Origin of the sequence: Veillonella parvula (assembly GCF_048309325.1) — a bacterium.
Classification (GTDB): domain Bacteria; phylum Bacillota; class Negativicutes; order Veillonellales; family Veillonellaceae; genus Veillonella; species Veillonella parvula_T.
In genome coordinates this window covers 393,441-407,463 of the sequence record NZ_DBFBTX010000002.1, presented here as the reverse complement: position 1 = coordinate 407,463, position 14,023 = coordinate 393,441, and the positions used below count along the sequence as shown (strand labels likewise).

The following is a 14,023-nucleotide window of genomic DNA, read 5'->3' as shown; positions in this document are numbered from 1 at the left end:
ATCATTTATTAGTTCAAGCAAATCATTATTTATATAGTTTTAATTTCCACTTTGGAATATATGGCCTTAAATTATATCAATAGGTGAAAATTGGTAATCTAAAGCTATCTTATAATCATCAGTTGTATCAAGGGGTTCTTTTAAAGTCTCAATAATAAAAGACTTAATTTCACCTATAATCGAGTAAAGCTCATTTTGTTCTTCATTAATAATAGCTTCAATGCGAACATCTAAATCATAAGATCTAGAAATTCTATAATTACCTGTAGAGTAATCTACATTTCTAAATAACTCCAATATATTCATCTTAGATATTGCTGTATCAAAAGCATTTATAGCATTTAGGATATTATGTTTCGCCATTACATTTACACTGACAATGGTCTGATTACAAATATGTGGAATTGTATCAACAATATATTCTTCTCTAACAGTAGCTCGCAACGATTCATCAGCCATTATTAACCCTCTATCCAAGGCTTTATCCCAAAAGCAATGTCTTACAGCCATACAATCATGTTCATCATCATAATAAACTATCCAGTTTTCAATTTTATAAGCATCAGCTTGTTCAATGTAAAAGATTTCACGAGCATAGGAATCTACATCAAGCAATTCAGACTTATAATCTACTCCTCCAGGACCTCTTAAATAATAGGCTATAAAATTCTCCAGCCTAAGCATGGCAAACTTAATTATAGGTTTTACACCTATATAGATAGAAGAAAAGTTACCCTTTTCATAACGCTTTAATTCAACATTATCCAATATCTACGCTCCTTATGCTCGAAATTCTCTCTAAAAAATCATCTTAATAACACAAATGTATCAAAAAAATCTCTATTAGCCAATTATTAATCAGCTAACAGAGATTCTAAAATAGTAATTTAATTATTCTTCCACAAGCTCCAAGTCCTGTTCGTACGCATAGTCTGCCTCGGCTTGTGTAATCATGCCTTGGTCTACCATTTGTTCGAGCACCAGCTTTTGCCGTGCTTTAGCACCTTCATAGTTCGTATAAGGATCTAAATAGGACGGTGCATTGGGTAATGCTGCGAGCAAAGCACTTTGCCCCAATGTTAATCGGCTTGGGCTTGTCCCAAAGTATCCGTGAGCTGCTTCGTAGATACCGTAATAATTATGACCATAATATACGGTATTCAAGTACATGGTAAGGATTTCTTCCTTAGAGTAGTAATGTTCCATTTCACTAGCGAGGATGGCCTCTTCCACCTTACGACTCATGATACGCTTCGAGGAAAGGAACAGATTTTTTACAAGTTGTTGTGTAATAGTACTACCGCCTTCCAAGGTTTCACCTGCTATAGTGTTTGTGTACAAGGCGCGAATAATACCGAGTACATCAATAGCTCCATGTTTATAATACCGCTTATCTTCAATAGCGATTAGTGCATTTTTTGTATACTCAGGAATAACATCCCCTTTCACCCAATGTTCTTTTGAAACACGTTGATTAAGAGCTATCTGTACTTTATCTCTAAATGTAAACAGTCGTATAATTCGATCCGTACGACTGAGCGTGTCTTCACTTTGTTCTATTTGTTTTTCAACAATTGTATGAGCTTTACTCTCACGATTTGTCCCTTGAAAGCTATGGTATCCGTCATATATAAACATAGCCAAAATCATGACCACCACGAACACAACTAGATTTCGAAGGTAGCGAAATACTTTCATTTCTTTCACCTATTTCTTAAAGGTCTGTAATATAAACACATGTAACTATAGGTTTATAATCTAGCTATCTATACAATACCTTATATACATATACAAATATAAAGTATATTAAATGTATTGTATCACATCAATCAATAAGAAGATATGTAAAACACTAGTTTTTACGTCCACTCATACTACAAATATATTTAATATATCTTAATAATGGCATGATACCCTATATCTATATATACCGATTAATGCATATTAGTTATACTTATTAAGTTGTATTAAAAACTTTAAATAGAGTATAATGTATGAGATGATAAAAACATGCCTATGGAGGAGTAAAATGAAACAGTGTATGGATTCAGAAAATCTGCATCGTCGATTGCGTAAAATCTTAGGTCAAGTGCAAGCTATTGATCGAATGATTGAAGAAGACATTCCCTGCGAAGATGTGTTGAGCCAAATTAATGCAGCTAAATCTGCACTACATAAAGTAGGACAAGTAATTCTTGAAGGACATATCAACCACTGCGTACGAGATGGTATCGAACATGGTGACGTAGAAAAAACCATTAGCGACTTTACAAAAGCTGTAGAACGCTTTGCAAATATGGGTAAATAAAAAAGGACTCTACAAATGAATTGCACCCAAAAATTAGACATAATTTTGGGAGGTGCAGTTCAAAATGTAGGGTCCTTTTTATTACCCCAATATTAATCGTGGTTAGTTGTTAAGAATTCGCTCAATGCAGCGAGTACATCATCTTCGTCAGCACCGTCAGCAGTCAATGTAACGGATGTACCTTTTGTAGCACCCAAAGTCAATACAGTTAAGATAGACTTAGCATCCGCTGTTTTGCCATTGGCAGCAATAGTCACTTTAGAAGCAAACTTAGCAGCCAATTGTGTGAAGGCTGTAGCAGGACGAGCATGTAAACCAGATTCGTTAGTAATTTCTACTGTTAATTCTTTCATGATAACCTCTTTCTATCTCGATAGGCAGAGCCTATCTCATACGTTCTAATAGATATATTGTATCAATATCAAGCATTTCAATTCAAGTATATTACATCCTATTTGCTATGTAATAATCCTATTTAACAAAAGTAAAATTATAATAAACCTTTTTCAGCTAATACAGATTTAGCGTATTCTGTAATTTCTTCTGCTGTGTCCATAGTAAGTGCTTTATTTGCTACCTCTTCACATTCTGTTTTGGAAACAGAACGCAAAATATTTTTAATAAGAGGAATCGAAGAAGCCGTCATGGAGAATTCGTCGAGGCCAAGGCCCAACAGAATCATGGTCGCCACAGGGTCGCTAGCAAGCTCACCACACATGCCTGTAAATTTACCTTGTTCATGACTAGCATCAATGACGTGCTTAATAAGACGTAACACACCTGGATGCAATGGTTGATACAAGCTACCAATTGCTTCGTTCATACGGTCTACTGCCAATGTGTATTGGCAAAGATCATTCGTACCGATACTAAAAAAGTCTACATATTTAGCAAGAATTGGAGATATAACAGCTGCCGCTGGTACTTCGATCATGATGCCAACCTTGATATCCTTGTTAAAATCCTTACCCTCAGCCGCCAGCTCCTCTTTACATTCATCAAGCATAGCATTCGCTTGCTTCACTTCCTCAACGGAAGCAATCATAGGATACATGATGTGAATATCACCAAACGCACTAGCTCGTAATAAGGCACGCAATTGTACCTTAAAGATATCTGGACGATTTAAGGATATACGAATAGCGCGGTACCCTAGGAATGGGTTCATTTCACTTGGTAAATCAAGGCATTTCAATTCCTTGTCTCCACCGATGTCCATGGTACGGATAATAACAGGCTGCCCCTTCATATCTTGGGCTACCTTTTTATACTCTTCGAATTGTATTTCTTCTGCAGGCAATTCGTCATTTTCCATGTAAAGGAATTCTGTACGGTACAAACCAATACCTTGTGCGCCCATAGTGAGCGCATGTTTAGCATCCTTCGCCTTACCAATGTTGCCAAATAGCTCTACATGATGACCATCAATAGTAGTAGCTTCAAGATTAGCGGATTCGCGCAACCGTTTTAACTCCTCTTGGAACGCCAACGCTTGATTTGTATACTCCGTCCAATCCGCATCAGATGGATTGATTTCCACGATACCATCCGTACCAAGAACGACTGCCTTATCGCCATCTGCAAAGCTTTCAATATCACCAACGCCCATAACTGCAGGAATTTCTAAGGTGCGAGCCATGATAGCCGCATGAGATGTAGGGCCACCTGCTGCCGTAACGATACCTTTTACTACCGCTTTATCAAGGGATGCCGTATCAGATGGTGCCAAATCATGAGCCACCAAGATAACCTCGCCAGAAATATGTGATAAACCGCGAGGGTTCATGCCTAGCATATTACGCATCAAACGATCGCCGATATCCTTAATATCTGCACCTCGTTCACGCATGTAAGCGTCTTCCATACCAAGGAAGATATTTGCAAAGGTTTCAATTGTTTGAGCCGTAGCCGCTACCACATTCATATGGCTAGACTCAACAAGGGATTTAATTCCGTCAGATAAGGATGGGTCTTGAGCAATTTGCATATGCGCTTCAAAAATAGCCGCCTCTTCTGGCCCCATTTCATCCAACGCTTTTTTACGAATAGTATCCAATTGTTTTAAGGTAGATGCCATAGCAGTTGCAAACTTGCCAATTTCTTCTTCTACCTTGTCTTCCGTTACATTGTAATCAGGAATGACAATTTCCTCTTGAATATATCTATATACATTGCCTACTGCAACGCCACGAGATCCAGAAATCCCTTGAATTCGCATATGTGTTCCTCTTTCTATTACGATTAACTACATTACTCTTTATTTTATCATTTCTCTGTTAAACAATAAAGTAATCCAAATACCTATACTCCCTTAAATAACCATCCCATATGGGGCATTTTTTTGTTTTACTATAACTCTTAATAAACGCTGTAAGCTTTCCTTATTTTCCCTTTATTTAGCTATAAATTTATACGATTCCATGCCATGCTTAGGACCTATTTATGATATAATATTATAATATAGAATATATAATAATAAACATATGAGACTTTCACGGGCTTCATGGTGAAAGTCTTACTTATTGATAGGAGACTTTATGAAATTAACGAAAATGCACGGTCTCGGCAATGACTTCATCCTCTTTGCCGACCCACAAGGGACGTCTAAAGACTACACAGACCTCGCCATCCGCCTTTGCGATCGTCGCACGGGTATTGGTGCTGATGGTCTTGCTATCCTAGTTCCTTCCGAAACCTGTGATGTGCGCATGCGCATCATCAACTCCGATGGTAGTGAAGCAGAAATGTGCGGCAACGCCATCCGTTGCTTTGCCAAATACGCTTATGAACACGGTGAAACAACGAAGGAGACTTTCACCATTGAAACCTTAGCTGGCGTAATGAAGCCTACATTGACTATCGAAAACGGTATAGTCACACAAATTACTATAGACATGGGCAAACCATTTTTTAAGGCCCAAGACATTCCTATGAATGTAAACCTGGACAAGGTTATCGACGTAGACCTCAATGTAAACGGTGAAACCGTAACAGTGAGTTCTGTATTGCTCGGTGTGCCTCATACGGAGGTATTCATCGACGACATTACAAAAGCCCCTGTTACAACACAAGGCCCTATCCTTGAAAAGCACGATGCCTTCCCTGCCAACACCAATGTAAACTACATTGAAGTGGTAAACGACAAACACATCAAGGTGCGCACATGGGAACGCGGCGCTGGCGCTACTTTAGCTTGTGGAACAGGATCTTGTGCCTCTGCCGTTATGTCCTTTGAAAAGGGCTTAACAGGCCGCGAAGTAGATGTGGAACTCTATTTAGGAACATTGCATATTTCATACTTGGAGGATGGCACGGTGCTCATGACAGGCCCGGCTGAGGAAGTCTTCGAAACAGAACTTCCTATCGATTAAAATGAAGTGGTTACAACTTATATTAAATGCGTTCCTAAGGTACCAACAGGGCCGCACACTCATGCCACGGAATATAGAGCCCCTTTTGGGACTACTTGCATCCATTCTCGTCATCCTCATCGCCGTAGCCAATAGCATCGCTATTGGTTATGCCTTGATTGTCGTATGGAGCATCATGGCCTACGTGTTCTACCGCAAAGGATATACACTAAAAGAATTATTAAACCTATCTTGGACAGGTGCGAAAACATCCATCGTAGTGATGCAAATCTTCCTTCTCATCGGTTGGCTCATCGCCATGTGGCAAGCAGCAGGCGTTATTCCTATGATTATCGCCACAGGTATCGATTTAATTGATCCATCCATCTTTATCGTCTGTGCCTTTTTAATAACAGCTATAGTGAGTATGTTGTTAGGTACTGCACTAGGCACTGTAGGCACGATAGGCATCGTACTCATCACGATGGCAAGAGCTGGAAGTATTCCAGAAAATATTGTGGCCGGTGCCATTATTGCAGGTGCTTACTTTGGTGATCGAAACGGTCCACTATCCTCTAGTGCATCTCTTGTAGCGGCCTTGACCCATACAAAGGTATCGACAAATATTCCCATCATGTTTAAAGATGGTATTCCAGCACTCATCATCTCTACAGTGCTGTATCTATTACTATCTCAGTGGTACCCACTCAATTACGAAAATAGTTTACTATCCGATACAATTCACTTTATTTTTAATATCGATTGGACTTTATGGATTCCAGTCATCATCGTCATTGGCCTATTGCCTTTGAAAGTATCTATCCGTTGGCCTATCGGACTCAGTGCATTAGCGGCGGCCATTCTAGCCTATACCAATCAGGATGTGAGCCTCTCAGAGTTGGGATGGTATACCTTAACAGGCTTTGAACTACCGCACTACAATCCACTAGCTAATATCATTCATGGCGGCGGTCTACAAACGATGTTTATTCCTACCCTTTCAATTTTTATGGCTACTGCCATTTCAGGCATGCTCGAAGGGGTTGGCTTCTGGAACGATATACGACAACTGTTAGAGCGAGCTAAAACACGGAGCGATGTATTTGCTGCCAATGTAGGTCTTGCTTTCTTAACAGGTGCGGTTGGATGCAGCCAAGCTATTGCGGTAGTTATGACGCACTCTATTATGCGTATTACCTACGCACAGCGAGGTATTCAAGACGAAGATGTAATGCTAGACTTTGAAAATAGTGGCATTCTCATCGCTCCATTACAACCATGGAATATCGCTGCCTACGTGCCCATTGTCATGATGGGTACAAGTTCAACAGGTTATGTACCATTTGCCTTCTTCCTATATCTAGTACCACTCATCTATTGGTTACGATTACGGAAGCAAGATCAACCAATCATACGCTAATTAGTATTATCTCAAAAGGGGAAATTGTATGATTTATACCATTACCTTTAATCCAGCTCTCGATTATATCGTGCGCCTTGATCACCTCAAGACGGGTACTATTAATCGCACCATCCAAGAATACGTTCTCGGTGGCGGCAAAGGTATCAATGTATCTATCGTGCTCAACAATCTTGGCATGGATACGACAGCACTCGGCTTCATCGCAGGGTTTACAGGCGAAGAAATCGTAACACAACTCAAGAAATTCGGCGTGAAAGAAGATTTCATCCGGCTTCGCGAAGGATTAACCCGCATCAATGTTAAGGTAAAAGCCTCTGATGAGGAAACAGAGATTAATGGCCGCGGCCCAATCATTGCTACCGACGAATTAGAAGCTCTATACAAACAGCTTGATGCGTTGACCAAAAAGGACACCTTAATCCTTGCTGGCAGCATTCCTTCTAGCCTACCAAGCGATATGTACGAACTCATTATGGAGCGCTTACAACATAAAAATATTCGCATCGTAGTCGATGCTACAAAGGATCTACTCACAAAAGTCTTGCCTTATAAACCATTTTTAATTAAGCCAAATAATCACGAGCTTAGCGAAATCTTTGGGCGTACCTTATCTACAAAAGATCAGCTTGTAGAAGCAGCAAAAGCATTGCAAGAGAAAGGCGCACAACATGTGCTCATCTCTATGGCTGGTGATGGAGCTATCTTGGTCGCTGCTGACGACACTGTATATACCAGTCCTGCCCCTAAAGGAACTCTCGTGAATTCCGTGGGTGCTGGCGACTCCATGGTAGCCGGCTTTATTACGGGCTATGAAAAGACGGGTGACTTACAAGAGGCGCTCTATTGGGGTATCTCCAGTGGCTCTGCCTCCGCTTACTCTGAAAACCTCGCAACCCTTGAAGAAGTAGAAGCACTACTTTCACAAGTACGAGTTAAATAATTTTATATTTTATGTGCATCAAGGAGTACACATATGCAAATCACTGATTTATTAAAACCTCAATCTATCCTGCTGAATGCAGATCCTGTCACAAAGGCTGACGCCATTTACACCTTAGGTGAATTGATGGACAAAGGCGGCCACTTGACAGATAAAGCAGAATATTTAAAAGCAGTGTTCGCTCGTGAAGAGTCTGGTTCTACAGGCCTTGGCGACGGTATTGCCACACCACACGCTAAATCTGCAGGGGTAAAAGAAGCAGGCCTAGCCGCTATGGTCGTGCCTAACGGTGTAGATTTTGAAGCGCTTGATGGTCAACCTTCCCGCCTATTCTTCATGATTGCAGCTCCAGAAGGCGCCGCTGACACTCATGTAGAGGTATTAAGCAAACTAGCAACTATGGTGATTGACCCTGATTTCAAAGAAGCCCTCATCGCAGCTCCAACGGTAGAACGTTTCTTGGAGCTAATAACAGCTAAAGAGCAAGGCAAGTTTGATCCATCTATAGAAGGATTTATCAAACCAACAGAGGATCAAAAAGCAACCAGCATTACCGATGCTATCGAAGCAAAGGCTACAGAGGCAATTGAAAAGGTAGCACCTAAAATTTCTGTAGATAACCCACATTATGATGTACTAGCTGTTACTGGTTGCCCTACAGGCATTGCACACACCTATATGGCTGCCGAATCTTTAGAACGCAAAGCTAAAGAAATGGGTGTTTCTTTAAAAGTAGAAAAGAATGGTGCATCTGGTGTGAAAGATGCTCTTACAGCAGAAGAAATCGAGCACGCTAAATGCATTATCATAGCTTCTGACCGTCAAGTAGAGATGGCACGCTTTGATGGCAAACCTATGATTCAAACTAAGGTTGCAAACGGCATCAATAAAGCGGAAGAGTTATTGCGTGAAGCTATGGCTGGTACAGCACCTGTATACCACGCTTCTCCATCTGACAAAAATGGCGCAGTAGCAGCATTCGATGCGGCAGATAACTTCGGTCGCCAAATCTACAAACATTTGATGAACGGCGTATCTCACATGTTGCCGTTTGTTATCGGTGGCGGTATCTTAATTGCCCTCGCCTTCTTATTCGACGTATTCGACCCAGCAAATCCTAAAAACTTTGGTTCCGGTACGCCTCTTGCGGCCTTCCTAATGCAAATTGGTGGTGCTTCCTTTGGCTTCATGTTACCCGTATTAGCAGGTTACATCGCCATGAGTATTGCAGACCGTCCAGGTCTTGTAGCTGGTTTCGTTGGAGGCTTATTGGCTAACCAAGGTGGCTCTGGTTTCCTAGGTGCATTGATTGCCGGTTTCGCAGCAGGTTATTTGGTATTATTAGTTAAGAAATTAGTATCTGGTTTGCCTCAAGCCTTAGAAGGTACAAAACCGGTTCTCTTCTATCCTGTACTTGGCGTATTATTCATCGGTATCGCTATTACCTTTATCATCAATCCTCCTGTATCCGCACTTAACCACTGGTTGATGGACTCCTTGCAATCCATGGGCACAACGAGCCGCGTATTATTAGGACTTATCTTTGGTGCTATGATGTCAGTTGACATGGGCGGCCCTGTAAACAAAGCGGCTTATGTTATCGGTACTGGTGCTCTTGCAACTGGCGAATACGGTATTATGGCGGCTGTCATGGCAGGCGGTATGGTTCCTCCATTGGCAATCGCTCTTTGTACTACATTCTTCCCTAGCCGCTTCACAGAGGCTGAACGTAAATCTGGTATTACAAACTACATCATGGGGCTTTCCTTCATCACAGAAGGTGCCATCCCATTTGCAGCAGCCGATCCAGTTCGCGTATTACCAGCTTGTATTATCGGTGCTGGTACAGCCGGTGCGTTATCTATGTTCTTCGAATGCACACTACGCGCTCCACACGGCGGCATCTTTGTAGTACCAACAATTGGTAATCCACTTCTATACCTTGCATCCATCGCAATCGGTTCCGTTGTGGCTTGCTTCATCTTAGCACTTGTAAAGCCAAGCTTAAAAAATAGTATCACTAAATAAATCATTAAAATTAACCATCAATTATAGCTTATATATGATTGATTGATGGCTGATAATTGTTGATTGTTTATGATGAGTTTCGACGATTAGCGGTTAGTAACTAATAGTTAACATTTAGCGACTAATTGATTAATGACTCTTATCGATGGTGAAAACTGGTGTCACACCAGTAGATATAGTAAAAGGACTAGAATATACGTATTCTGAACTGACCTAAAATTGGACACAATTTTGGAACAACAGTTCAGAAGTATACGTGATCTAGTCCTTTTCTTATATTCAAAAATAATTAATATTATTTTATATTTTATAATCTAGACCACTTTCAAAAGTCGAAGCAAGTCCTCAAAATTGTACAATTACATCGATTTATGTTAAACTATATAAATATTAATAAACTTTAAAATTATAAATTATTATTAGAAATCTAGTTCGGAGAGCTAATTCATGAAATCATCCAAAAATTGTAAGGTTACTGCTGCATTTCTTGCTGCAGCTGCACTGGGTGGTGTTGCCCATGCAGAGCCTACACTTAACATGAATGATTTAGTAGGTACGAGTACCAGTGCTGAATCAACGACACAGAGTCCTACAAGTGTAGCAACTCCAGTCGTGAAACCAATGGCAACTCAGCCAGTCTTACCAGCTACACCACAACCGGCCACCGTTGTACAACAACAAACACCACCGATGGCACAACCTCAACCATCCTACGTGATGCAACCAGCAACGGTTAGCCCTGTACAAACTCAACAAGTTACACCATTGCAAGCAGTACCGCAACAAGTAGTACCAATGCAATCTCAACAACAGGTTCAAACTCAACCGCAGTATGTTGTCAATAAAGATACAAAAACTGTCATGGAACCTACATTAGCAATGCACAGTTTGATAAATGTACAACGAAAAACTGAACCTGTTACTGTAGAGAAACCAGTGGATGGTAAGCAACAAGTACAAACTACACAAGTACAGCGTACACCTGTTGTTATTCAACAAGAATCCATAGCTCCATTAACTGTATCAAATACTACAGTAACAAAAGCCGTGGTAGCAAAACAGAGACTTACAATTCGAGATATTCAACGAGCTGAGCGTGAGCGTCTAGCTCAACTAGCCGCTGAAGAAGCATCCCAACAAGAAAATTTATCACAAGCTGATCAACAACAACTTGCTCAAAAACAAGCTGAAGCCCAACGGCAATCAACTTTACAAGCGGAACAAGAACGTGTGGTAGCTCAACAAGCCGAGGCTCAACGCCAAGCGGCTTTACGTGCTGAGCAGGAACGTCTTGCGGCCCAACAAGCTGAGCAAGCGCATATTGCAGAAGAACGCCGTCAAGCGGCAGAGCAAGAACGCATTCGTATCCAAGAGGAACAACGCCGTATTGCCGAGCAACAGGCAGAGCAAGAACGTATTGCAACTCAACAAGCTGAGGCTCAACGCCAAGCGGCTATTAAAGCAGAACAAGAACGTATCGCAGCTCAGCAAGCCGAAGCTCAACGCCAAGCGGCTATTAGAGCGGAACAAGAACGTATCGCCGCTCAACAAGCTGAGGCTCAACGCCAAGCGGCTATTAGAGCGGAACAAGAACGTATTGCCGCTCAGCAAGCCGAAGCTCAACGCCAAGCGGCTATTAAAGCAGAACAAGAACGCATCGCTGCTCAACAAGCCGAGGCGCAACGTCAAGCGGCTATTAAAGCCGAGCAAGAACGTATCGCTGCTCAACAAGCCGAAGCGCAACGTCAAGCGGCTATTAAAGCTGAACAAGATCGTATCGCCGCTCAACAAGCTGAAGCCCAACGCCAAGCGGCTTTAAAAGCAGAACGTGAGCGCATCCTCGCTCAACAGGCTGAAGAAGAACGCTTAGCGGCTGAAGAAGCGGCTCGCCAACGTGCTGAAGCTGCCGCTAAAGCTGAAGCAGAACGGCAAGCGGCTATTAAAGCTGAACAAGAACGTATCGCCGCTCAGCAAGCTGAAGCGCAACGCCAAGCCGCTATTAGAGCAGAACAAGAACGTATCGCGGCCGAAAAAGCTAAAGCTGAACGCGAAGCTGCTATAAAAGCGGAACAAGAACGTATTGCTGCTAAACAAGCGGAACTCGCAAGACAAGCTGCGATCCAAGAAGAACAAGAACGTTTAGCTGCTGAACAACTAGCAAAAGAAGAAGCGGCAGCTGCAGCTAAAGCTCAGGCTGAAGCTGAGGCAAAAGCTAAAGCAGAAGCAGATGCTGCTGCTAAAGCTCAGGCTGAAGCCGAGGCTAAGGCTAAAGCTCAATCTGAAGCCGAAGCAAAAGCTAAATCTGAGGCAGAGACTAAACAGCTTCAAGAAACTAAATTACCGCAATCTTATGTAAATGCTCGTAATGAAGCTTCCACAAAAGGCTCTCCTGTAACAGAAGAGAAAAATATTCTCTCCCAACCAATTGAACCTCCATTGCAAGCTGATGCGTCTGCAAAGATTAGTCTTGCTTTCGACGCGAAAAATTATGAATCCATGTCTACCACAGTAGATAATAAGGAAATTAAATATCGCGCCTTCGAGTATATCCCTTACGTGGCTAATCCAATCGACATAGATCAGCAATACATGAACATTTATGTACCAGAGGAATATTTCAACAACGGCACCATCAATGGTTACAACACCCAAACAGCCCCTATCTTCATGCCAAATGCAGTAGGTGGTTACATGCCGAGCCAAGCTATGACGCCTAAGGTAGAAAATGGAAAACCTAACAGTGTTCTTTACGCATTATCCCGTGGTTATGTAGTAGCTTCCCCATCTACTCGTGGTCGTACCAATAAAGCTTCCGATGGCAACTTTATCGGTAAGGCCCCTGCAGTAATCGTTGACTTACAAGCGGCTACAGCCTACTTACACGCTAACGATTCTGCTATGCCAGGTAATGCAAATCGCATTATCACAAATGGTACTAGTGCAGGCGGTGGTGTATCCTTATTACAAGGTGCAACTGGTAACAGCTCCGACTTCCAACCATATTTACAAGCATTAGGTGCAGCTACAGCGGCAACTAATGTATACGCAGTATCTGCATATGCCCCTATCACTAACCTTGATGCGGCAGATATGGCTTACGAATGGAGCTATAACGGTATCACAGCCTTTAACAAAGTAACTATGGGCCAAGGCGAATTACCACAAGCTAATGTAGGTGGCAACTCTGCTCCACCACAACGTACGATGCAACGTGTAAACTTGAATACAGACGATTTATCATACTCTAAAATACTCAGCGAACACTTCCCTGATTACGTAAATAACTTACAATTACGTGACTCTCTAGGTCGTATACTAAAACTCGACAAGAATGGTAACGGGACTTTCAAAAACTATGTAAAAGAGTTTATCGTTGCTGCCGCTAATAAAGCAGCAGCTCAAGGTACTGATTTATCCAAGCATACATACCTTGTACGAGATAATAAAACAGGGGCCATCAAAGACATTAACTGGGAAGCATATAACCACTTTGTAAGTCGCTCAAAAGCGCCTGGTGCCTTTGACTCTCGTGCTAATGATACAGGTGAAAACAATCTATTTGGTACAAGTACTACAGATAATAATCACTTTACCATTACTGCTGCATTACACGATTCAACAGCTAACCAAGATGTATATGTAGAAAATGCTAAGATCGTTACTATGATGAATCCAATGAACTATCTTGGTTCTCCTGCTGCGACAAATGCACGATTCTATCGTATTCGTTATGGCACAGCCGACAGCAATACATCTGTTGCAATTCCTTTAATCGTAGGTACACGTGCTCAAAACCTTGGGTACAGAGTAGATATGGCAACACCATTTGATGTAGATCACTCTGGTGACTACGATTTAGAAGAATTATTCAACTGGATGGATAATATCGTTAAAAACGGTAGATAATTACAATTAAATACCAAAATACTAAAGGAGCTACCTAGTAGCTCCTTTTTCATATACAATTATAAATT

10 protein-coding genes are annotated in these 14,023 nt (G+C 41.5%); 6 read left to right on the top strand and 4 right to left on the bottom strand.

Going from position 1 to position 14,023, the window contains the following annotated elements:
• Positions 1–66: 66 nt before the first annotated feature.
• Both ACMKPP_RS02175 and ACMKPP_RS02170 read right to left on the bottom strand, forming a co-directional pair.
• Positions 67–768, bottom strand: a complete 702-nt coding sequence (locus ACMKPP_RS02175; RefSeq protein WP_418369249.1) for a hypothetical protein — start codon at positions 766–768, stop codon at positions 67–69.
• A 123-nt stretch (positions 769–891) separates the two neighbouring features.
• Positions 892–1,698 (bottom strand): transglycosylase domain-containing protein, encoded by an 807-nt coding sequence (locus tag ACMKPP_RS02170; RefSeq protein WP_038125688.1) that lies wholly within the window; start codon positions 1,696–1,698, stop codon positions 892–894.
• A 331-nt stretch (positions 1,699–2,029) separates the two neighbouring features.
• Between ACMKPP_RS02170 and ACMKPP_RS02165 the strand changes: the two genes are divergently transcribed.
• Positions 2,030–2,308 carry a metal-sensing transcriptional repressor gene (locus ACMKPP_RS02165; protein WP_004697521.1) on the top strand — a complete coding sequence of 93 codons (279 nt, stop codon included), beginning with the start codon at positions 2,030–2,032 and terminating at the stop codon, positions 2,306–2,308.
• A 92-nt stretch (positions 2,309–2,400) separates the two neighbouring features.
• Here ACMKPP_RS02165 and ACMKPP_RS02160 read toward each other — a convergent pair whose 3' ends face one another.
• A complete protein-coding gene (locus ACMKPP_RS02160; RefSeq protein ID WP_215675767.1) occupies positions 2,401–2,661 on the bottom strand; it encodes an HPr family phosphocarrier protein in 261 nt (86 codons plus the stop codon).
• Positions 2,662–2,798: 137 nt separating this feature from the next.
• The gene (gene ptsP / locus ACMKPP_RS02155) at positions 2,799–4,526 is read right to left on the bottom strand and encodes a phosphoenolpyruvate--protein phosphotransferase (protein ID WP_101928483.1); all 1,728 of its coding nucleotides are present in this window, start codon (positions 4,524–4,526) and stop codon (positions 2,799–2,801) included.
• A 319-nt stretch (positions 4,527–4,845) separates the two neighbouring features.
• On the opposite strand from ptsP, the gene dapF reads away from it, so the two are divergent.
• From dapF to ACMKPP_RS02130, 5 genes are all read left to right on the top strand, one after another.
• Positions 4,846–5,679 carry a diaminopimelate epimerase gene (dapF, locus tag ACMKPP_RS02150; RefSeq protein WP_418369248.1) on the top strand — a complete coding sequence of 278 codons (834 nt, stop codon included), beginning with the start codon at positions 4,846–4,848 and terminating at the stop codon, positions 5,677–5,679.
• Position 5,680: 1 nt separating this feature from the next.
• Positions 5,681–7,078, top strand: coding sequence for a Na+/H+ antiporter NhaC family protein (locus tag ACMKPP_RS02145; protein ID WP_042986489.1), 1,398 nt, complete (start codon positions 5,681–5,683; stop codon positions 7,076–7,078).
• A 28-nt stretch (positions 7,079–7,106) separates the two neighbouring features.
• A complete protein-coding gene (pfkB, locus tag ACMKPP_RS02140; protein ID WP_021148561.1) occupies positions 7,107–8,021 on the top strand; it encodes a 1-phosphofructokinase in 915 nt (304 codons plus the stop codon).
• A gap of 33 nt (positions 8,022–8,054) precedes the next feature.
• Entirely contained in the window at positions 8,055–10,049 is a 1,995-nt protein-coding gene (locus ACMKPP_RS02135) for a PTS fructose transporter subunit IIABC (RefSeq protein ID WP_418369247.1), read from the top strand.
• Positions 10,050–10,496: 447 nt separating this feature from the next.
• Positions 10,497–13,955 (top strand): subtype B tannase, encoded by a 3,459-nt coding sequence (locus tag ACMKPP_RS02130; protein WP_418369246.1) that lies wholly within the window; start codon positions 10,497–10,499, stop codon positions 13,953–13,955.
• Positions 13,956–14,023: the final 68 nt, after the last annotated feature.

Coding starts and splice junctions, on each gene's coding strand:
- ACMKPP_RS02170 (WP_038125688.1), bottom strand. CDS start 1,698: ATGAAAGTATTTCGCTACCTTCGAAATCTAGTTGTGTTCGTGGTGGTC.
- ACMKPP_RS02165 (WP_004697521.1), top strand. CDS start 2,030: ATGAAACAGTGTATGGATTCAGAAAATCTGCATCGTCGATTGCGTAAA.
- ACMKPP_RS02160 (WP_215675767.1), bottom strand. CDS start 2,661: ATGAAAGAATTAACAGTAGAAATTACTAACGAATCTGGTTTACATGCT.
- ptsP (WP_101928483.1), bottom strand. CDS start 4,526: ATGCGAATTCAAGGGATTTCTGGATCTCGTGGCGTTGCAGTAGGCAAT.
- dapF (WP_418369248.1), top strand. CDS start 4,846: ATGAAATTAACGAAAATGCACGGTCTCGGCAATGACTTCATCCTCTTT.
- ACMKPP_RS02145 (WP_042986489.1), top strand. CDS start 5,681: ATGAAGTGGTTACAACTTATATTAAATGCGTTCCTAAGGTACCAACAG.
- pfkB (WP_021148561.1), top strand. CDS start 7,107: ATGATTTATACCATTACCTTTAATCCAGCTCTCGATTATATCGTGCGC.
- ACMKPP_RS02135 (WP_418369247.1), top strand. CDS start 8,055: ATGCAAATCACTGATTTATTAAAACCTCAATCTATCCTGCTGAATGCA.
- ACMKPP_RS02130 (WP_418369246.1), top strand. CDS start 10,497: ATGAAATCATCCAAAAATTGTAAGGTTACTGCTGCATTTCTTGCTGCA.